The organism is Paraplanobispora takensis (assembly GCF_016863195.1).
Lineage (GTDB): Bacteria > Actinomycetota > Actinomycetes > Streptosporangiales > Streptosporangiaceae > Planobispora > Planobispora takensis.
Map to the genome: position 1 here is coordinate 147,282 of NZ_BOOK01000027.1, position 17,902 is coordinate 165,183.

General features: G+C 71.6%; 18 protein-coding genes. 7 read left to right on the plus strand and 11 right to left on the minus strand.

Features of this window, described 5'->3' with window-relative positions; translation table 11 throughout:
- Positions 1-35: 35 nt before the first annotated feature.
- Genes Pta02_RS18755 through Pta02_RS18765 form a run of 3 tightly spaced genes read right to left on the minus strand, consistent with a single transcriptional unit; the run spans position 36 to position 2,937 of the window.
- Positions 36-1,622, minus strand: coding sequence for a radical SAM protein (locus tag Pta02_RS18755; protein ID WP_203876173.1), 1,587 nt, complete (start codon positions 1,620-1,622; stop codon positions 36-38).
- 5 nt (positions 1,623-1,627) lie between these two features.
- Positions 1,628-2,152 carry a hypothetical protein gene (locus tag Pta02_RS18760; RefSeq protein WP_203876154.1) on the minus strand — a complete coding sequence of 175 codons (525 nt, stop codon included), beginning with the start codon at positions 2,150-2,152 and terminating at the stop codon, positions 1,628-1,630.
- The gene (locus Pta02_RS18765; RefSeq protein ID WP_203876155.1) at positions 2,149-2,937 is read right to left on the minus strand and encodes a prolipoprotein diacylglyceryl transferase; all 789 of its coding nucleotides are present in this window, start codon (positions 2,935-2,937) and stop codon (positions 2,149-2,151) included. The genes Pta02_RS18760 and Pta02_RS18765 overlap by 4 nt, the downstream gene beginning before the upstream one ends.
- 261 nt (positions 2,938-3,198) lie before the next feature.
- On the opposite strand from Pta02_RS18765, the gene Pta02_RS18770 reads away from it, so the two are divergent.
- Positions 3,199-4,128 carry a M15 family metallopeptidase gene (locus tag Pta02_RS18770; protein ID WP_239130872.1) on the plus strand — a complete coding sequence of 310 codons (930 nt, stop codon included), beginning with the start codon at positions 3,199-3,201 and terminating at the stop codon, positions 4,126-4,128.
- Positions 4,129-4,147: 19 nt separating this feature from the next.
- Here the strand turns inward: Pta02_RS18770 and Pta02_RS18775 are convergent, their stop codons facing one another.
- The gene (locus tag Pta02_RS18775) at positions 4,148-4,879 is read right to left on the minus strand and encodes a hypothetical protein (protein ID WP_203876156.1); all 732 of its coding nucleotides are present in this window, start codon (positions 4,877-4,879) and stop codon (positions 4,148-4,150) included.
- 508 nt (positions 4,880-5,387) lie between these two features.
- On the opposite strand from Pta02_RS18775, the gene Pta02_RS18780 reads away from it, so the two are divergent.
- Positions 5,388-6,419 (plus strand): TerC/Alx family metal homeostasis membrane protein, encoded by a 1,032-nt coding sequence (locus Pta02_RS18780; RefSeq protein ID WP_203876157.1) that lies wholly within the window; start codon positions 5,388-5,390, stop codon positions 6,417-6,419.
- Positions 6,420-6,513: 94 nt separating this feature from the next.
- Here the strand turns inward: Pta02_RS18780 and Pta02_RS18785 are convergent, their stop codons facing one another.
- Positions 6,514-7,290 (minus strand): MerR family transcriptional regulator, encoded by a 777-nt coding sequence (locus Pta02_RS18785; protein ID WP_203876158.1) that lies wholly within the window; start codon positions 7,288-7,290, stop codon positions 6,514-6,516.
- Positions 7,291-7,437: 147 nt separating this feature from the next.
- On the opposite strand from Pta02_RS18785, the gene Pta02_RS18790 reads away from it, so the two are divergent.
- On the plus strand, positions 7,438-8,301 hold the full coding sequence (locus Pta02_RS18790) for an NUDIX domain-containing protein (RefSeq protein ID WP_203876159.1): 864 nt from the start codon (positions 7,438-7,440) through the stop codon (positions 8,299-8,301).
- A gap of 117 nt (positions 8,302-8,418) precedes the next feature.
- Positions 8,419-9,138 carry a nuclear transport factor 2-like protein gene (locus tag Pta02_RS18795; RefSeq protein ID WP_203876160.1) on the plus strand — a complete coding sequence of 240 codons (720 nt, stop codon included), beginning with the start codon at positions 8,419-8,421 and terminating at the stop codon, positions 9,136-9,138.
- A gap of 95 nt (positions 9,139-9,233) precedes the next feature.
- Here Pta02_RS18795 and Pta02_RS18800 read toward each other — a convergent pair whose 3' ends face one another.
- The 3 genes from Pta02_RS18800 to Pta02_RS18810 are packed head-to-tail and all read right to left on the minus strand — an operon-like array spanning position 9,234 to position 11,851.
- Positions 9,234-9,842, minus strand: a complete 609-nt coding sequence (locus Pta02_RS18800) for a cadmium resistance transporter (RefSeq protein WP_203876161.1) — start codon at positions 9,840-9,842, stop codon at positions 9,234-9,236.
- Between the two features lie 45 nt (positions 9,843-9,887).
- Positions 9,888-10,259 (minus strand): STAS domain-containing protein, encoded by a 372-nt coding sequence (locus tag Pta02_RS18805; protein WP_203876162.1) that lies wholly within the window; start codon positions 10,257-10,259, stop codon positions 9,888-9,890.
- Positions 10,259-11,851 (minus strand): SpoIIE family protein phosphatase, encoded by a 1,593-nt coding sequence (locus Pta02_RS18810; protein WP_203876163.1) that lies wholly within the window; start codon positions 11,849-11,851, stop codon positions 10,259-10,261. Before Pta02_RS18810 ends, Pta02_RS18805 begins: the two co-directional genes overlap by 1 nt.
- A gap of 204 nt (positions 11,852-12,055) precedes the next feature.
- On the opposite strand from Pta02_RS18810, the gene Pta02_RS18815 reads away from it, so the two are divergent.
- Positions 12,056-12,925, plus strand: coding sequence for a 3-methyladenine DNA glycosylase (locus Pta02_RS18815; protein WP_203876164.1), 870 nt, complete (start codon positions 12,056-12,058; stop codon positions 12,923-12,925).
- An 81-nt stretch (positions 12,926-13,006) separates the two neighbouring features.
- Here the strand turns inward: Pta02_RS18815 and Pta02_RS18820 are convergent, their stop codons facing one another.
- A complete protein-coding gene (locus Pta02_RS18820) occupies positions 13,007-13,834 on the minus strand; it encodes a helix-turn-helix domain-containing protein (RefSeq protein WP_203876175.1) in 828 nt (275 codons plus the stop codon).
- A 111-nt stretch (positions 13,835-13,945) separates the two neighbouring features.
- Here Pta02_RS18820 and Pta02_RS18825 point away from each other — a divergent pair, with 111 nt between their 5' ends.
- On the plus strand, positions 13,946-14,680 hold the full coding sequence (locus Pta02_RS18825) for an SDR family oxidoreductase (protein WP_203876165.1): 735 nt from the start codon (positions 13,946-13,948) through the stop codon (positions 14,678-14,680).
- Positions 14,681-14,818: 138 nt separating this feature from the next.
- On the opposite strand, the gene Pta02_RS18830 is transcribed toward Pta02_RS18825, so the two are convergent.
- Positions 14,819-15,052: a hypothetical protein gene (locus Pta02_RS18830; RefSeq protein WP_203876166.1), complete on the minus strand. Its 234-nt coding sequence runs from the start codon at positions 15,050-15,052 to the stop codon at positions 14,819-14,821.
- 149 nt (positions 15,053-15,201) lie between these two features.
- Between Pta02_RS18830 and Pta02_RS18835 the strand changes: the two genes are divergently transcribed.
- The gene (locus tag Pta02_RS18835; RefSeq protein WP_203876167.1) at positions 15,202-15,654 is read left to right on the plus strand and encodes a hypothetical protein; all 453 of its coding nucleotides are present in this window, start codon (positions 15,202-15,204) and stop codon (positions 15,652-15,654) included.
- Here the strand turns inward: Pta02_RS18835 and Pta02_RS18840 are convergent.
- Positions 15,641-17,686, minus strand: a complete 2,046-nt coding sequence (locus Pta02_RS18840) for a hypothetical protein (protein WP_203876168.1) — start codon at positions 17,684-17,686, stop codon at positions 15,641-15,643. The two genes, Pta02_RS18835 and Pta02_RS18840, sit on opposite strands and share 14 nt — an antisense overlap.
- Between the last annotated feature and the right edge of the window lie 216 nt (positions 17,687-17,902).

Sequence of the window (17,902 nt, forward strand, 5' to 3'; positions counted from 1 at the left end):
AGAAAAGCTCGGCTAAAGGTCGCCCACCCGGCCCGTCAAGAAGGATCGGGAAGCGGCAGCCGTACGCCTCCGCCGGAGGGGGAGACCTCGGTGAGAAGAGTCTCCGAGGAGGCCACCGAGGACAGCCGCTGGCGCGACAGCTCCGGCCAGGCCTGCACCGCGCAGAACGGGGCGCACTGGTCCTGGTCCGAGCGGGTGCCCACGTGGACGCAGCACTGCACGAGCCGCTCCTCCAGCATCGTCGACATGTCCATGAACGGCTTCACCGTGACGCGGACCACCCGCTCGCCGAGCATCCGGCGGATCCTGCGCCGGCGGCCGGGCAGCGCCGAGGACGCCACCGCCAACAGCGTGGAGACGCCCAGGTCGCAGTTCTGCGAGACGGTCCGCCACACCTCGCCGATCTGCGGGTGCGACAGCGACGACTGCTCCGACAGCAGCCCGAGCAGCGACTCCTGTACGGCCAGGCGCAGCTCGCGGGGGATCTCGGTGTCGGCGATCCGGTTGGAGACGAGGCCGAGGTTCTCCTTGAGCCGGTCGTGTCCCATCAGCGCGGTCAGCGACCGCCACCGGCCGGAGTCGTCACGGATCATGTATCCGACGGAGCAGCAGTGCGGGTGCGAGCACGGCAGCGCGGTGAGGTCGCGCCAGGTGACGAGCCCGCCGGTCTGCGGGCCCAGGCGGCCGAGCACGCCGGTGTGGGTCAGCCGGTCCATCGGGTCGATCGCCCCGGACCGCCCGGAGCCGAACTGCGGCTGCAGGGACACCCCGCCCACGTACGGCGTGTCGAGCGCGAGCCGTACGACGTCGCCGATCTCGGTGTCGTTGACGCCGAGCGCGGCCGTCATCACGAGGGTCGTGAAGATCTCCCGCTCCGACAGCCGCCGTACGGCCTGCGCCTTGAGGGCCCGCAGGTCCCCGCCCCGATGATGGCGCGAGGCCTCGGCGGAGGTGCCGTCGTACTGCAGGTAGACCTCGACCCGGTCGCGGTGCCCGGCCAGCAGGTCGAGCAGGGCGTCGTCGCGGGCGATCAGGAGCCCGTTGGTGTTGACCAGGATGCGGGTGACCGGCCGGGCTGCCAGCTCCTCCAGCAGCGGGCCCAGGTCCGGGTGGAGGGTGGGCTCGCCGCCGCTCAGCATGAGCACGTCCAGGCGGCCGTTCTCCCTGGCCAGGCGCTGGTCGACGTTGGCCAGCACGTCGGCGACCGGGACGACCCCGCGCAGGTCGGGCGAGGAGCCCGCGAAGCAGGTGGGGCAGCGCAGGTTGCAGGTCTCGGCGATGTCCTCCAGCAGGATGCAGGTGTGCTGGGTCTGCGTCTCGGGGAGGCCGCGCAGGTAGGCCTGCGGGACGGGGTCGAAGTTCCCCGGCGCGTCGGGGAGGTGGGCCTTGGTGGGGGCGGTCCACTCCTCCAGGTAGGCGAGGATCTCCGGGTCCTCGTCGTACAGCGTGCGGACCAGGCCGTGGACCCGGCAGCCGCGCTCCAGATAGACCCGGCCGTCGCGCTCGGCGAGATAGCCGGTCAGGCGCGGCACGTCGTGCAGCGGGCGCTCGGGGTCGGCGTCGTGGCAGCGCGGGCAGAAGGCGTTGACGTAACGCAGGATCCGGTCGCCCCTCAGGGGCATCCCCGTCACCGGTACATCTCCGGGTTGAGGCCGGTGCAGAAGCCGGCCGAGATGATCGAGACCAGCGCCCAGCCGATCATCAGCCCGATGCCCAGCCCGTTCCCCGCAGGCTTGCCCGTCCTGATCAGCAGGAACCCGCCGCCGAAGGCGATCAGCGCGAGGAGCACGGCGGCCACCGCGAAGGCGGTCCCGGACGCGATCCTGAGCGCGATCAGCCCGATCGCCAGGTTGATGACCATGAAGCCGAAGACGCCGCCGAACGCCGCCCCGACGGTCGCCCCCGCGGACCTGACCGGGTGGGACGGGGGCGGCGTCCCCTGCGGAGGCGGGCCTCCCGGACCCTGGGGAGGCGAGTCCCCCGGGCCCTGCGGCGGCCGGCGGGTCCCCCAGCCGTGGTGATCGCGGGGGGCCTGCGGGTGCTGCGGCTGCCCGGGGTGCTGCGGTCCTCCGGGATGCTGCGGTCCTCCGGGGTGCTGCGGTCCTGCGGGGTCGTGTGGCTCCTGCGGGCCCTGCGGCGGCGGCGTGGTCATGCGCGGATCTCCTGTCTGCGGACGAGCGCATCGTAGAAGCCCCGGCGGTAGCCGTACCGGAGTCTGATGACGACCAGCAGCAGACCGGGAAGGAGGAACCACTGCGGGCGGGTGAGATCCAACCAGACCGTCTCGTTGGCCCGGGTGAACTCCACCAGGAAGCGGAAGACGGCGTAGGCCGCGACGTAGAGGGTGAACAGCTCGCCCGGCCGGGTGATCCTGCCGCGCAGCCACCACCACAGCGCCGCGAAGGCCAGCAGCTGGAAGGCAGCCTCGTACAGGAACGACGGGTGCATGGTCTGCCCGGCCAGGCATCCGGGGCAGCCCGGGGTGGAGGCGGGGGCGTGCACGCCCCAGGGCAGCGTGGTGGGACGTCCCGGGGCCTCGGTGAGGTGGCAGCCGATCCGGCCGACCGCCATGCCGAGGGCGACCGCGGGCGCGAACAGGTCGCCGGTCCTCTCGCGGTAGCCGATCAGCCTCTTGGCGATCAGCACGCCCGCGTAGGCCCCGGTGAGCCCGCCCAGGACGCTCCGTGAGCCGAACATCCAGGCTTCCAGCAGGCTGGGGTTGAGCGCCGGGTCGAGGTGCTCGGCCCAGCCCGACAGCCGCATGCCGACCGCCCCGCCGACGAGCGCGCCCGCGACGGCGACCAGCGACTGCTCGGCGGGGGCGCCGCGGCGGCGGGCCTCCACGACGAAGACCACGGCCGCGGTCAGCACGCCGAGCCCGACGAACAGCCCGTGCGTCGGCACGGCCCACCCCCCGATCCCGAGCACCGGCTCCATGCGGCAAACATTAGGATGCGCGGCCGGTCCGGGCCACCGTCCCGCCCCTCCGGCGGGTCTCGCCCGGCGGAAGTACGGGACGCCGTCACGTGTCGTATCCGGAGGGCTACGCTAGGAGCCGTCGTGTCATACGAGGTGTGTCCGTCCAGGTCACACCGGGCAGGCCGGATCCGCGGGGGAGGTGGGCAGGTGAGGGACGCCGGACCCGGGACACACGTCCGGGCGGTCGCGATGCTCGGGAAATCCGCTCGGGCGCTCACGATGCTGAGGGCGCCCGTCCGGGCCGTCGCGGGGGTGACGACGCCTATGCGGGTGGCCGTCGCGGCGGTGACGACGCCTATGCGGGTGGCCGTCGCGGCGGTGGCCTGCCTGACGCTGGCCGCCTGCGGCTCCTCCGACCCCGTCGCGGTCCCCACCGCCGAGTCCGTCCGCCCCCTCCCGCCCACGCGTTCCTCGACGACCCCGGCCGTCTCCCCCTCGCCCTCCCCGACCGTCTCGCCCTCCCTCCCGCCCTCGCCCACGCTCTCACCCACCGGCCCGCCGTCCCCGGCCGCGCCGACCGCCCCGGCCACGTCCCCTCCGCCGTCGGCCGCCCCGACGCCGACGCAGTCCCCGGCCGGGCCCCCGCCCTTCTCGGCGAAGGTCTCCCGGATCGCCCGCGAGCGCCTGGAGCACTCCTGGCGCTCCGGATGCCCGGTGCCGGTGCGCGACCTGCGCCTGATCACCATGACCTACTGGGGCTTCGACGACCGGCCGCACATCGGCGAGATGGTCGTGCACGAGGACGTCGCGAACGACGTGGTCACGGTCTTCCGGCGCCTGTACGGCTGGCGCTGGCCGATCTACCGGATGGAGCTCGTCGACGTCTACAAGGGCGACGACTTCGACTCGATCGAGGCCGACAACACCTCGGCCTTCAACTGCCGCCCGGCGACCGGGTCGAGCAGCTGGTCCAAGCACGCCTACGGCCGGGCCATCGACATCAACCCCCGGGAGAACCCCTACGTCTCCGCCGACGGCTCGTTCGCCCACCGCAACGCCCGCAGGTTCGTCAAGCGCCCGGTGAACGCCCCCGGCGTGGTCAACCCGGGCGACCGGGTGGTCAAGGCCTTCGCCCGGCTCGGCTGGGAGTGGGGCGGCTCCTGGTCGGGCACCAAGGACTACCAGCACTTCAGCAAGGGCGGCGGCTGAGACCCGTGCCCGCCGGGACCTACGCGAGCTCGCGGATCACATAGCGGGTGTGCGTCCCGTCCATCCACTCCCTGTCGAGCTCCCGGCCCGTCACCCGGCCGACGAGCGTCAGGAGCGAGGAGCGGCCCTCGGCCTCCGCCGGGCTGTAGCCGGCGTGGGCGAGGTCGACGAAGCCCCACCACTCCTCGGGGATGACGACGTCCTCGTATTCCTCGCCGCTTTCGATGCGGGCCTCCTCCCAGGCGAGGTACTCCCGGAACCCCGGCGGCAGCTCCGGGTCGTTCTCCCAGTCGGAGTCCAGCACGTCGAGCAGCAGTCCCTCCGTGTGGGGGTCGAGCGCGTCCCCCCACCGCTCCGCGGGCCCGGAGAGGGTGAACCCGGCGGTGCCGCGTCCGTCGGCGGCGTAGTGCAGCCTGCCTGGATCGTTGAAGTGCCAGCCCACCGCGAACGCCCGCCCGCCGTACGACAACTCCCGCGGGTCCCCGGCGCAGCCGTGGCCGCCGAGCCGGATGATCTGGATCCAGTCCCCGGTGAGCCTGCCGGCCCAGATCACCGCCGACTCGTAGCCGGGCGTCCACCCTTCAGACAGGGCCTGCCAGGTGCAGTCGGCGGAGTCGTCCACGTCCGCCACCGTCACGCCCATCCGGCGGGCGGCCTCCCACACCTCCAGACCCCGCACCCACACGGCCGTGAACCGTTCGCCCATGCCGTAGGAGCTCGCAAGATGCCAGAGCCGTTCTGACGATCGCACGCCTTCTCTTCCTCTTCAGCAGCTGTGGATCATCAATGATGCCGGGGTTTCCCCGGCCACAGGACGGCGGCGGTGACGATCGTGGAGACCACCAGCAGGACGCCCAGCAGGATTTCGAGGAAAACGGTGATCGACATCGGGCCCTCCTTCGCCCTCGTCGCGGGCACGTGACCGCGAGGACGAAGGTCTTCCCACACCCTCGTACCGAGGGCCGCCCCGCCGGGTCCGCCGGTCTTCGGGGACCGTGATGACGATCGGGGCGTCGGACGGCGGGTACTCCCCTCCGCTTCGATTCCACTATCCGCCCTGGTCAGGTGCCTGGTCAACCGCACCGGACACGATTCGGGGGTGGGCAGCATCCGGAGACTGGCCTAACCTTGTGGTGAGGGGAGTACTTCCCAAGCGTCGCTCCGGTCAGTACGGACGTCCCAGAACGTCCCCGGACGGCCACCCGTGAAGCACAGGGTGAAGGAGACCTCGAACGATCGACCACGTTCGAGGAGGACCCATGCCCGCCGTGGCGACCCTGCCCGCAGCCGACATACAGACGATCGGCTCACCACAGATGTGGACCGTCACCGTGGTGGCCCTCGTGGCATTGCTGGCGGTGGACTTCTTCCTGACACGGCGCCCGCACGAGGTGCGGATGCGCGAGGCGGTGGGCTGGTCGGTCTTCTACCTGATCCTGCCGATGATCTTCGGCGCCTACCTCTGGTCGGCCTTCGGGTCCGGCACCTCATTGGAGTTCTTCACCGGATACGTGGTGGAGAAGTCCCTGTCGGTGGACAACCTGTTCGTGTTCATGCTGCTGCTGGCCGCCTTCGCGGTCCCGTCCGCGCTGGCCCAGCGGGTCCTGCTGTACGGCATCATCGGGGCACTGGTCCTGCGTGCGATCTTCATCGCGCTGGGCGCGGCCGTCCTGCAGAGCGGCACCTGGGCGTTCCTGCTGTTCGGCGGGATCCTGATCCTCACCGCCGTGAAGATCCTCAGGGACGCGGTGAAAGGCACGGAGCAGGAGGTCGACATCTCCTCCATGCGGACGGTCCGTCTGCTGCGGCGCTTCATGCCGGTCACCGACGACTACCGCGGCTCGCGCCTGATCGTCCGCGAGAACGGGCGCCGCGCCCTGACCCCGCTGGTGCTGGCCATCGTGGCCGTCTTCGCCACCGACATCGTGTTCGCCGTCGACTCGGTCCCGGCGGTGTACGGCGTGACGGAGGACCCCTTCCTCGTCTTCGCCACCAACGCCTTCGCCCTGCTGGGACTGCGGGCGCTCTATTTCGTGCTGCAGGGCGTCCTGACCAAGCTGCGGCACCTCAACCACGGGCTCGGCCTCATCCTCGCCTTCATCGGGGTCAAGCTGGTCCTGCACTGGGCGCACGGCATCTGGACCTGGGTCCCGGAGATCCCCACCCTGCTCTCGCTGGGGGTCATCGTCGCGGTCCTGCTCACCGTCACGGCCACGAGCGTGTACGCCAACCACCGCGACGCGGAACCCGGCCTCCCGCCCGTCGAGGACGAGTCCCGCGCGACACGCTGAGCCTTCCGGGCGTCCGGGTCCCCGGGCGTCCGGGGCTCCCGGGTCACGCCTCCGAGCGGGTCACGCCTCCGAGCGGGTCACGCCTCCGAGCGGGTCACGCCTCCGAGCGCCGGACCCGCTCCACATAGGCGACCAGGGCGGTCATCCGGTCGACGGGCCAGGGCAGGTTCCGGCTGATCTCGGTGCCGTTGTCCCGCCACATCCGCCGGGCGGCGGCCCTGGTCCGCTCCCCGGCCTCGCCGTCGGCGTGGAACCGGTCCGCCAGCGCGTCCCAGCGCGCGACCAGTGCCCGGACCCGCGGATCGTCGGCCGGGGTGCCGGCCTGCGCGTGACCCAGGAGCTCCTCCACCAGCCCGGCCCACCGGAGCTTGGCCTCCTCCACGCCCTCGGGACCCAGCGCGGCCCTGCGCTCGGCCAGCTGCTCCTGCTGCTCCCGGGTGAGATAGGCATCGAACATCGACATCATCTCCAAAGTCGCCATGAACTGCTCCGGACCGGGCATCGACTCCTCGTCGATCCGGCACAACAACCCGCGGACCTCCTGCGTGAGCCGATGGATCCGCCCGGCCTGCTCCTCCAGGTCGCGGAGCTGTACGGCCAGCAGCGCGCGCATCGTGTCCAGGTCGTCGGCCGGATCCGCGAGCACCTCGGCGATCTTCTCCAGCGGCAGGCCGAGCGCACGCAGCGCACGCACCCGATACAGCCGCCGCACGTCGTCCCCGGTGTAACGGCGGTGCCCCGAGGCGGTGCGCTCACCGGCCCGCAGCAGACCGATCTCGTCGTAGTGGTACAGCGCGCGCACGGTCAGCCCGCTCGCCCGCGCCAGCTCTCCGATGCTCCACCGACGTCCGGCGGTTTCCTTCCCGGCCACGGCGCCAACGCTAGAACCTCCCGTCGCGGAGGGTTCAAGCCCCTGCCGGTCGCGTTCCGGTCGCTACGCGCTCCGGCCGGTCACCTCGTGGTGCGCCTTGATCCACCGCCTCCGGGGACCGGCTCCCCGTGGTGCATCATGGTGCCTATGGTGGCCGGTGACGGGGACGGCTGGGCCCAATGCGAGCGAGGGCATCGGCACTGGGGCGTGCACGGGGCGGCCGGGCTGCTCGCCGTGCACCACGACCCCGGCGGTACGGCGCACATCCTGATGCAGAAACGCTCCCTGTGGAGTCATCACGGCGGCACCTGGGGCCTGCCCGGAGGCGCCCGTGACAGCCACGAGGACTCCATCACCAGCGCGCTCCGCGAGGCCCGCGAGGAGGCCGCGCTGCACGGGGACGGCCTGCGCGTGCAGGGCGTCTACACCGACGACCACGGCGGCTGGTCCTTCGAGACCGTGATCGCCGAGGCGGAGGGGCTGCTGCCCGCCGCCCCGGCCAACGGCGAGAGCACCGATCTGCGCTGGCTGCCCCTGTCCGAGGTCGCCTCCCGCAAGCTCCATCCCGGTTTCGCCGAGACCTGGCCCGCCGTCAGCCTGGCGCTCCGCCCGCTGGTGATCGTCCTCGACACCGCCAATATCGTCGGCGCCCGCGCCGAGCACGGCTGGTGGCGGGACCGCGCCGGGGCCACCGTCAAGCTGATGGCCGAGGTCGGCGCCCTGGCCGCGGCCGGTCTGTGCGGTCTCCCCGGCTCCCCGCCCGCGCCGGCCCGCTGGTTCCCGATGATCATGATGGTGGTGGAGGGCGCCGCCCGCGCGGTGGAGCCGCTGCCCGGTGTCACCCTGCTGAAGGCCTCCGGCAGCGGCGACGACGCCATCGTGCGCGCCGTACAGGACACCCGCCCCTGGGAGCGCGTCCTCGTCGTCACCGCCGACCGCGCCCTGCGCGAGCGCGTCACCGGTCACGGCGCCGACGTCGCCGGACCCGGCTGGCTGCTGGCGCAGCTCTGAGGCCGCGGCCGGGAGGCCGTCGATGTTCCACGTGGAACATGCGCATAACGGGTTGCATATGGAACGTCTCGGGATGGCGGACAACCGTGGCCAGTCCGACGACCTGACGTTACGATCATGTTCATCCGTTCCGAGCCGCCCCGGAGACCGAACGTGGGCCACCCGCTGCAGTACGGCCGGCCCCCGAAAGGCGAGACCAGCCGGGGGGTGGCCGTCATCGTCCTGGTGGCCGCCGGTTTCCTCATCGCGGCGATCATGATCGTGGTCGCCGTGCTGAACCCGCCTGCCGCGACGCGGAACGGCGCGGCGGCCCCTTCCGCCACGGGCGCTCCGGGCGCGGAGCCGTCGGAGGAGGAGCTGCGGCAGACCGCCCAGACGGCGTTCGACGCCTACGCCTCCGGGGACTCCGGCGCGTTCTGGGACCTGTGGACCACCGAGTCCCAGGCGCTGATCACGCGGGAGGAGTACGTCCGCCTGTTCCAGCTCTGCCCGCAGACCGTCTCCGGCGTGTCGTTCACCATCACCGACACCACGATCACCGGTGAGACCGCCCTGGTCACGGCCACCCGCGCGGGCGACCCCACCGCCTACGACTACGACTTCGCCTACGAGAACGGCTCGTGGCGGTACATCGTGCCGCCGCAGGAGGCGCAGGCCTACCAGACCAAGAACGTCGACCAGATCGTCCAGGAACGCCGGGCCGCCGGGGCCTGCGGCACTCCCGGAGGCACTCCGGGGGCCACCGCGCCGCCCAGTGCACCGCCCACCGGCCCCGGGACCGGCGCTCCCAGCGTCGGGCCCGATCCCGCGCCCAGCGCCGATCCCCCGCCCGGCTGAGCCCCCGCCCGGCTGAGCCCCCCGCCCGGCTGAGCCCGATCGCGGGAGGCCGGTCGCAGGAGGCCGGTCGCGGGAGACCGCTTACCGGGGACCGCTCACAGGAGGCCGGTCAGACGCCCGAGAACGCCGGACTCGATGATGATCACCATGCCGATGACGATGAAGACGACGGGCACGAGCCAGTGCCCGGACCGCTCGACCACGGCGATCACCGCCTTGTGCGAGCCGAGCCACGACCCGGCCGCGCACCAGACCGCGATCAGGACCGCGAAGACGGCCACGGTGACCAGGCTCGCGCCGAGACCGACGGTGCGGAACAGCGGGGTGTAGACGGAGATGTTGTCGGCGCCGTTGGCGACGGTGATCCCCGCCACCGACAGCAGACCGGTCGCCGCCGGCGGGGCCTGTTCACCGTCGCCGCCGCGCAGGGCCCCGGCCAGGTTCCACAGGCCGAGCCCGAGAGGGACCAGGCCGAGCAGTCCGATCCACTCGTCGGGGACGACGGTCAGGCCGAGCGCCGCCACGGCCGAGACCACCACGAGCAGCGCGACGCCCGCGTACTGACCGGTGACGATCTGCCAGGGGCGGGGCCGGCCGGAGGCGCGGAAGGACAGGAACAGCACGGTCAGGATGATGAGGTCGTCGACATTGGTCCCGGCGAAAACGGCGACGGCCGTCGCGGCCGTTCCCGGAAGGTCGTCCATCACCGGTCAGCGTAGAGGAACCCGCCCCCGGGCCGGGACGCGGTCCTAGCTGGAGGGCGCGGCCGCCAGTGCCTCCTCGACCGTGGGGAACACCGGCAGGCGGGAGGCGACCCCGGTGATCCACAGGACCCGGGCCGTGCTCGACTCCACCGCCACCAGCGCCAGCCACCCGCCCTCGTCCGTGGCGCGCTTCCAGCACGAGGCCAGCAGCCCCGTGGCCCGGGAGTCGAGGAAGTCGGCCTCCAGCAGGTTCACGACGAGGTTCGGGCCGAACCGGGCGAACGCCTGGTCGAAGAAGTCCATGGCCAGGTCGTGCGTGGTGTAGTCAAGGGTTCCCTTGACCGCCAGAACGCCGACGCCCTCGCCGCCGGTGGCGGTGAACCGGGTCGTGGCGGTCAGGATATGGAGGTCGGACATCATGGCACTTCCGGGCTGTCGGGTCGGAGATGGGCGACCAGGATGCAGGTGTCGTCGCTGGTGTTGCTGGGCACCAGCACGCTCATCACCGCGGCCAGCCGGTCGGCGGGCGCCGCCCGCACCGCCTCGGCGATGCTCTCGCCGAGCAGGTCCAGGCCCTCGAAGAGGTCGCGGCCCGGGAGCTCGATGAGACCGTCGGTGAACATCACGACCAGGTCGTCGGGCTGGAGCCGTACCTGCGCCGCGCTGTAGGTCACGTCATCGAAGACCCCGAGCAGCACGCCGGGGTGGAGCAGCCGGTGCACTTGGGAGCCGCGGACCAGCAGCATGGGCGGGTGTCCGGCGTGGGTGAAGGTGAGCGTGCGGTCCTTCGCCCGGAAGCGGGCGACGACGGCGGTGGCGAGCACGTCGGGACGGATGCGGCGCAGGAGCCGGTTCAGCGTCACCAGGATCCGGTCGGGACCCTGGTCCGCGAAGCCCAGCCCGGTGATCGCGTGGCGGAGCTTGGCCATCGCGGCGGCGGCGGCCAGGCCGCTCCCGGCGACGTCGCCCACGGCGAGCAGCGCCTCGTCGTCGCTCAGCGGGATCGCCTGGTACCAGTCGCCGCCCAGCGGAGCGGTCTCGGCCGTGTCGTAGCGCACGGCCACCCGCAGGGCGGGCAGGGAGAGGATCTCCTCCTGCGCGGGCATGATGATGTGCTGCAGCTCGGCGGCGAGCCGTGACTCCTCCTCCAGCCGCTGCCGGGCGTCGGCGAGCTGGTGGGTGGTGCGCCGCCAGTCGGTGACGTCCTGCATCAGGCCGTAGATCTCCACTGCCCCGCCCGCGGCGTCCCGGCTGACCTCGGCCATGTTGCGGATGACGCGGTACTCGTCGCCGATGAGGACCCGCAGCTCGTATTCGTAGGAGGTGCCCCCGTCGTCGAAGGCGGCCACCGCCTGATCGACGATCGTCAGGTCCTCGGGGTGGGTGATGGCGCGGTACTGCTCCAGGTCGAGCGGCCCGTCGGCCGGATCCCGCCGGTGCATGCGGTAGAGCTGGTCGGACCAGTCGACCTCGCCGGTGACCAGGTTCCAGCGGCCCCAGCCCAGGTTGCCCAGGCGCTCGGTGCTGGCCAGGCGCGCCGCGATCCGCTCCTCCTCGTCGTCGTGGGTCCACGTGACGAGCAGCCCGCCGTGGACCCTGGCGACTCTGAGGGTGTACGTCGAGCGGTGGGGAACGCCCTCGGTGGCCTCCGTGTGGACGTACTGGGGGATGTCCTCGGGCTCGCCGGTCTCCAGGACGCGCAGGTAGGCCTCGCGCAGAGAGCTGCCCTCCGTGGGAGGGTAGGCTCCGAAGGCGCGCATCCCGATCAGGTCCTTGCCGGTCCGGCCGTGGACGTCCCGCGCGTCCGGGCTGACCGCCCGGATCTCGAAGTCGAGGATCTCTCCGGCCTCGTCACGGATCGGCACCTCCCAGGCGGCGTGCGCCGTGATGCCGTCCAGCAGGGCCTGTATCGTCGCGACGGTCTCCGGCTCGAAGCCTGGCGGATCCGCCGGGCCTCCCGATGGCAGGATCATGAGAGTCGGCCCGGGAATGTGATCGCCTCCGCTCATGACCGCCAGCCCCTTTCATGGGACCCGCTCCCCAAGGGTGACACATAGAGGAGATCGTTTTAACATCTCGTGACGTCGTCTGCCGTGTTGAGGATAAATCCTCCGGCCGGATGCGCCGGCCGGATGCGCCGACCGGTACGGCGGGCCCGGTGATGGGCGTGATCGGTTTGCCGGGCGGTACGGACCCCCGCATACCATTCACCGGTGGAGGTTCTGGAGCCGGAAGTGTGGCGGGCGCGGGCGCAGGCCCACCGGCGGCGGGTCGAGGCGTGGACGGCGCCCCACCTGGCGCGCCGGGCGCGGGGCGAGACCCATCCCGTCGAGGACTTCCTGTTCACCTACTACGGATACCGGCCCGCGCGGCTGCAGCAGTGGCACCCCGGTGCCGGGGTGGTGCTGGAGGGGGCCCGCGACCTCGGCCGCGACTACGTCGACACTTCCGAGGGAGCCACGCTCGACACCGCGGCGCTGATGGACAGGCGCGGCGCCACCGTCGAGTGGGCCGCGCGGCTGCTGGCCGCCACCGCGGAACGTCCGGCGCACTTCGGCTGCTTCGGCCTGCACGAGTGGGCGATGGTCTACCGGACGACGGAGATACGGCACGAGTCCTGGCCGCTGCGGCTCAGCGGGGAGGAGATCGCCCGGGTCGTGGAGGAACGCGGCGTTCGGTGCAGCCATTTCGACGCCTTCCGCTTCTTCACCCCCGAGGCGCGCCCGCTCAACGTGCTGCAGCCGACACGGCAGCGGCAGCACGAACTGGAGCAGCCGGGCTGCCTGCACGCCAACATGGACCTGTACAAGTGGGCGTACAAGCTGTCGCCGCTGGTGAGCAGCGAGCTGGTCGCCGACTGCTTCATGCTGGCCCGTGACATCCGCGCGGTGGACATGCGGGCCGCGCCTTACGACCTGAGCGCGCTCGGCTACCGGGCGATCCGGATCGAGACACCCGAGGGACGGGCCGAGTACGCCGCCGAGCAGCGGGGCTTCGCCGAACAGGCCCGGGTGCACCGGCGACGCCTGCTGGAGGTGTGCGAACGCCTCCTGGCCGGCGCCGCCGTCCCCGGTCCCCGCTGACCGCGCCGGGCCCCCGGCGCCTGCAGAGCGCTGGTCCGGTCCCGGCACGGCCTCACGCGACGTCCGCGCTCTGGGCGGTCATCACACGGCGTCCGCGCTCTGGACGGTCATCGCCAGCAGGACCAGGGCGTCGTGCTCGGCCGTACCGGGCGCGGCCTGGTAGACCAGCATCCGCTGGCCGTCACCGGCGGTGGCGAGCACCTCGTTGGCCAGAGTGAGCGGGCCTATCACCGGGTGCCGGAACACGGTCCGGCCGCCGCGCTTGACCCACACCTCGTGCCGGCGCCACAGCGCGGCGAACTCACCGCTGGCCGCCGACAGCTCGGCGACCAGCGCGGCCACCTGCTCCGGGGCGGTCAGCTCGGCGGTGTGCAGGTGCGCGACGCCGTTGGCGGCCACCCTGTCCCAGTCGGCGAAGAGCGTCCGCGCGGCCGGGTGCAGGAAGGTGTAGCGGATCACGTTGCGCCGCGCGGGCGGCCACTCTCCGAGCCCGGCCAACAGGGCCAGCCCTTCGGGGTTGGCGGCCAGCACGTCGTTGACCTCGTTGAGCACATACGCCGGACCGGGCCGGAGCGAGTCCAGCAGCAGCCGCAGGCCGGGCCGGGCCGGTTGCCGCTCGGGGGGCCGGCGGCGCGGCGTCCGCCCGGCGGCCCGGTCGGCCAGGGCGAGCAGGTGGGCGTGCTCGTCGTCGGTGAGCCGCAGGGCCCGGGCCAGCGCGTCCAGCACCGCGTCGCTGGGCGCGCTCTCCCGGCCCTGCTCGATGCGGGTGTAGTAGTCCACGCTCACACCGGCCAGCGCGGCCAGCTCCTCACGGCGCAGGCCGGGGGTGCGCCGGGTGCCCGGCCCGGTGGGCAGCCCGACCTCGGCCGGGCCGATCCGCCCGCGCCGTACCCGCAGGAACTCCGCCATCGCGTTCACGTCCCCGAGTGTGCCACCTGACGATCGGCCTGCGGGTGGCCGTGTCACACCCAGGAACCAGGCGGCCTTCCCTGCCCCGGCCGGGCGTCGGAGCCTTGGGGCATGACGTACGCAATGATCATCGGAGGCGGCTCAGGAATGGGCCTGGCCCTGGCCCGCACCCTGCTCGCCGAGGGCATGGACGTGACGATCGTCGGCCGGTCCGCCGACCGGCTCGCCGCGGCCCGGACAGAGCTCGCCGCGGCCCGGACGGAGCTGGAACGGGACGCGCAGGGCGGGCTCGACACGGTGACGGCGGACATCGGCCGGGCGGAGGACGTGGCCGGCCTGTTCGACCGGGTGGGGCAGGTGGAGCACGTGGTGGTCACCGCGATGGACGCGACCGGGGCGTACGGCCGCAGCGCCGACGTCACCACCGCGACCGCCCGGGCGGTCATCGACACCAAGCTGCTGGGCGCCTGGCTGGTCGGCAGGCACGCGGCGGGACACGTGACCGGATCGATCACCTACACCTCGGGCATCAACGCCTACCGGCCGAACGGATCGAACACGATCGTGGCCGCGGCCAACGGCGCACTCGCCTCGCTGGCCTACGGGCTGGCCGTCGAGCTGGCGCCCGTACGGGTGAACGTGATCTCCCCTGGCTGGGTGGACACCCCCCTCTGGGACCAGCTCGGCATGGACAAACAGACCGCCTTCACCCAGCTGTCCGAGCGCCTCCCGGCCCGGCGCATCGGCACCCCCGACGACATCGCCCAGGCGTTCCTGTCGGTGATGCGCAACGGGTTCATCACCGCGACGGTGCTGCACGTCGACGGCGGCCACCGCCTGAGCTGAGGGCTCCGGGTGTGACCGGCCCGAGGTGTCCGGCGCGACGGTGCGAGGTATCCGCTGCGGCGAGCCTGAGCTATCCGGCGCGGCGGCGTGAGGGACGTGGCCGGTGGACCCCGCCGCGCGGCCATGGGCCGAGTCACTTCACCGCGCGGCCGAGGACCGGGCCACCTTCTCGGGCGTGGCCCGCAACTCGCCCTCCAGCTCCTCGACGATCCGCTGGGCGAGCACCCGCAGCCGCGCCCGGCGCCCGGTCAGCTCTCCGGCGAAGTCCCGCGCCGCCGGACCCGTCCAGACGGCCTCACCGGTGAACGTCGCATGCGCCGGGTCCAGCGCCGCCTCCAGCTGCGCCGCGTGAATGCGCACCTTCTCCAGCACTCGCGCCAATTCTTCCCTACGGGGATTAGGGGCCATATCCGGCGGTTCGGGGATCAAACGCTTCCCCTTTCTCCTTGGAACGACTTGTGCGCTCTCCCGGACGATATGAGATGGTGCGCTCAGACGGCCAGCTCTTTGGAGGGTATCCAATGCCCCGTTCCAACCGAAGCCTTCCCGTACGGCTCGGCGCGACGCTCCTGGCGGCCGGTCTGGCCATGGCCGGATGCAGTGAGAACGAACCGACGGCGGCCGAGGCGGGCGCCACCCTCAAGACACACATTCTGAAGCTTCTCGACGAGGTGAGCGCCCAGAACGTGCAGGTCACCGACCCGGGCGGCAAGGACATCCCGTGCGGAGACGACAAGGCCAAACGCACCTTCGCCGCAACGGCACCGGATTCCTCTCCGGAACGGGCGCCTTACATACTGAACAACATCATGACAAGCGCTTTGGACCGAGTCGCCGACTATGACATCGCCGACAGCTCAGGCGCGGAGATCCGCATGACGAACGAATCCACGAAGACAGTCATCCTGCTGGATTCCACGACGAAGGGCAGGTACGCCGTACGAGGCGAGACCCAGTGTCTCAGTCGGTCGTGAGCTGCCCGCTCGTGTAAGTGCTTCTGCGATTGTACGAGTTCCCCTTGGCTCCGATAAAGTTATCGGCCTGTTTCGCGGCCACCTCTCCCAAGGAAAGATGATCGCCCTTTCCCATGCCATTGTCGACCAACCATTGGTCGAATGCTCTCACTCCTTCCGTACCTTCTTTGAGGATGTCCTCGAATGGGCGAAGGCCGCCATCAGAGTCGGCGATGACGCCGACCGGAGGCGTCCGGGCAGTGAATCCCTGTTCCATGAGGAGTTGAGCCATGTCACGACGGCGCCCCAACGTCTCTGCCTCATCCGACTCCAGGAGCTTCTTCACCTTCTCATCCACTTCCCGGCCGTAGGTGTAGTAGCCGGAGACTCCAGTGGACAGAGCAGTCCAGGTCCTGGGGATGGAAGCGAAGGGCTGAACCAGCCCGAGTGCTCCCATACCGAGGCCCCATAGAAAGCTTTCGGCGTCCTCCGCCGCCTCGGCACCGTCGTCTCCGGGTTTGAGCACCCGTACGGCGGCCGCCAGCTCGGTGCCCCGGACGTTGCCCAGAGCCGCGAACAAGTCGTCCAGCGCAGCGACATCCCCACTGCTCTTCGCAGCGTCCGACGCATACGGAAGAACCCTGTGCAGGAACTCCCCCATGCCCTCGTCGAAGCGGAGCCGCGCGTCGGCGTCACCGGCGAAGGTGGTCATGAAGCGGAAGGTGTCCTCGGGGCTCAACCTGAAGGCACCGCGCAGCCCTGGAGCCGGTGTCCACTCGAACAGGCCCGGAGTGGTCCGCATGGCGCTGTCCTCGGCCACGTCGGCGTCACCGAGATCCGCACCCAGAGTGATCTCCGTGGCGTACGAGCCCGCGATCTCCGCCAAATGGATCCGGGTCGCGTCGTTCAACGACCACTCGTCCGCCGTGGTCATCACGGTGTAGGCGAAGAACGCCGCCTCCCGGCCGTGTTCACCGTCCTTCTCGTCGTAGGCGCCGGAGGCCGCGGCCAGAAGGCGTCCGAAGACCTCCGCCGTCTCGGGGGTCTTCCGTGCCCGCTCGTTGAGCCCCTCCAGGAACGCGGCCAATTCGGGCCTGCCGTCCCACTCATCCGGCAACGGCGGGAGAGGCCCGAAGGGAAGGGAGAGAGTCCGCGAAGCCGGGTCGGGGCCGAACCTGGCCGCCGAGCCGATCGCCAGGCGGGCAGCGGCGGGGTTGTTCCCCAGCGCGTTGAGCAGTCCCGCCAGGGTCGAGCCGCTGATCCGGCTGCCGGATCCCAGGGCGAGCCCGGCGATTCCGGCCAGCCACACATCCGGGTAGTCGCCGTGGCTCAGCAGGGCGGCGACCGCCTCCATGCCCTCGGTGTCCTCGGCCCTCGTCTTCTCCACTGCCTTCATCACCTCGGCGAACCCGGGAACCTCCGCCCCGCCGCCGACCGCGGAGGCGAAAGCCGTACCGGCAACACCGAGCGCGTCGGGCCGCTGATCATCGGGCAGGCGGCGTAGAGCGGCGGTGACATGCCTGATCCCGGCCGGACCGAGAGCGGCGAAGAACGCGGCGGTGAAGACGGCGTCGTGCTGGTGCGCCTCCAACTCTCCCAGCGCCACGGCGATCTCGTCGGAGGCGTACGGCCCGGCGAGGCGGAAGGCGTCCGGGTCGATGGCGGCGAACCGCCTGCCCAGCTCGGCCCCCTGACGCCGGGCCTCGGCCGGAGCGAGCAGCGACGCCTCCCGGTAGGGCCGCAGACCCCGACCGGTCATCCCGGGCATCTCGGGCCCGGGAGCGGTGATGGTCGCCACCCGTTGACGCAGCTTGGGCAGTTGCTGCTCGGCCCAGCCACCGATCTCCCGGACGGGAGCCAGCCCGGCGGCGGACAGGTCCGCGGCGGTCAGCTCCCGGCGGATGTTCTCGGCCTGCTCGGCGATCACCCGCCCGGCCCGCTCGAGCTCCGCGATGAACCCGTTCATCAACGCCGGGTCGATTCCGGAGAACCCCGGTGCGAGCGGCCCGGTACCCGGTGGCACAGAGGGGGACTCTGTCATGCCGTCCATCATCGGTGACACGAGATCGGGACGCGAGCACCGGAGGACACGTGTGCACGACCGGATCGGAAGGGCCTCACTTGTAGGGATCAAGGTGCTCGGTGGGTCCGACCAGGGCCGGGCGGAGGGAACCGACAGATCCGCTCATGTGCCCGGCGGAATTCGGCGGATACCTCTAGGGCCTGTATCAAAGCCTGCCGTGGCGGCCCCGCCGCGCTGAAGCTCATA

What these genes read in the sequence shown, in the direction of transcription:
- Pta02_RS18755 (WP_203876173.1), bottom strand. Translation starts at nt 1,622, where the DNA reads ATGCCCCTGAGGGGCGACCGGATCCTGCGTTACGTCAACGCCTTCTGC.
- Pta02_RS18760 (WP_203876154.1), bottom strand. Translation starts at nt 2,152, where the DNA reads ATGACCACGCCGCCGCCGCAGGGCCCGCAGGAGCCACACGACCCCGCA.
- Pta02_RS18765 (WP_203876155.1), bottom strand. Translation starts at nt 2,937, where the DNA reads ATGGAGCCGGTGCTCGGGATCGGGGGGTGGGCCGTGCCGACGCACGGG.
- Pta02_RS18770 (WP_239130872.1), top strand. Translation starts at nt 3,199, where the DNA reads ATGCTGAGGGCGCCCGTCCGGGCCGTCGCGGGGGTGACGACGCCTATG.
- Pta02_RS18780 (WP_203876157.1), top strand. Translation starts at nt 5,388, where the DNA reads ATGCCCGCCGTGGCGACCCTGCCCGCAGCCGACATACAGACGATCGGC.
- Pta02_RS18790 (WP_203876159.1), top strand. Translation starts at nt 7,438, where the DNA reads ATGGTGGCCGGTGACGGGGACGGCTGGGCCCAATGCGAGCGAGGGCAT.
- Pta02_RS18795 (WP_203876160.1), top strand. Translation starts at nt 8,419, where the DNA reads ATGTTCATCCGTTCCGAGCCGCCCCGGAGACCGAACGTGGGCCACCCG.
- Pta02_RS18800 (WP_203876161.1), bottom strand. Translation starts at nt 9,842, where the DNA reads ATGGACGACCTTCCGGGAACGGCCGCGACGGCCGTCGCCGTTTTCGCC.
- Pta02_RS18805 (WP_203876162.1), bottom strand. Translation starts at nt 10,259, where the DNA reads ATGTCCGACCTCCATATCCTGACCGCCACGACCCGGTTCACCGCCACC.
- Pta02_RS18810 (WP_203876163.1), bottom strand. Translation starts at nt 11,851, where the DNA reads ATGAGCGGAGGCGATCACATTCCCGGGCCGACTCTCATGATCCTGCCA.
- Pta02_RS18820 (WP_203876175.1), bottom strand. Translation starts at nt 13,834, where the DNA reads ATGGCGGAGTTCCTGCGGGTACGGCGCGGGCGGATCGGCCCGGCCGAG.
- Pta02_RS18825 (WP_203876165.1), top strand. Translation starts at nt 13,946, where the DNA reads ATGACGTACGCAATGATCATCGGAGGCGGCTCAGGAATGGGCCTGGCC.
- Pta02_RS18835 (WP_203876167.1), top strand. Translation starts at nt 15,202, where the DNA reads ATGCCCCGTTCCAACCGAAGCCTTCCCGTACGGCTCGGCGCGACGCTC.
- Pta02_RS18840 (WP_203876168.1), bottom strand. Translation starts at nt 17,686, where the DNA reads ATGATGGACGGCATGACAGAGTCCCCCTCTGTGCCACCGGGTACCGGG.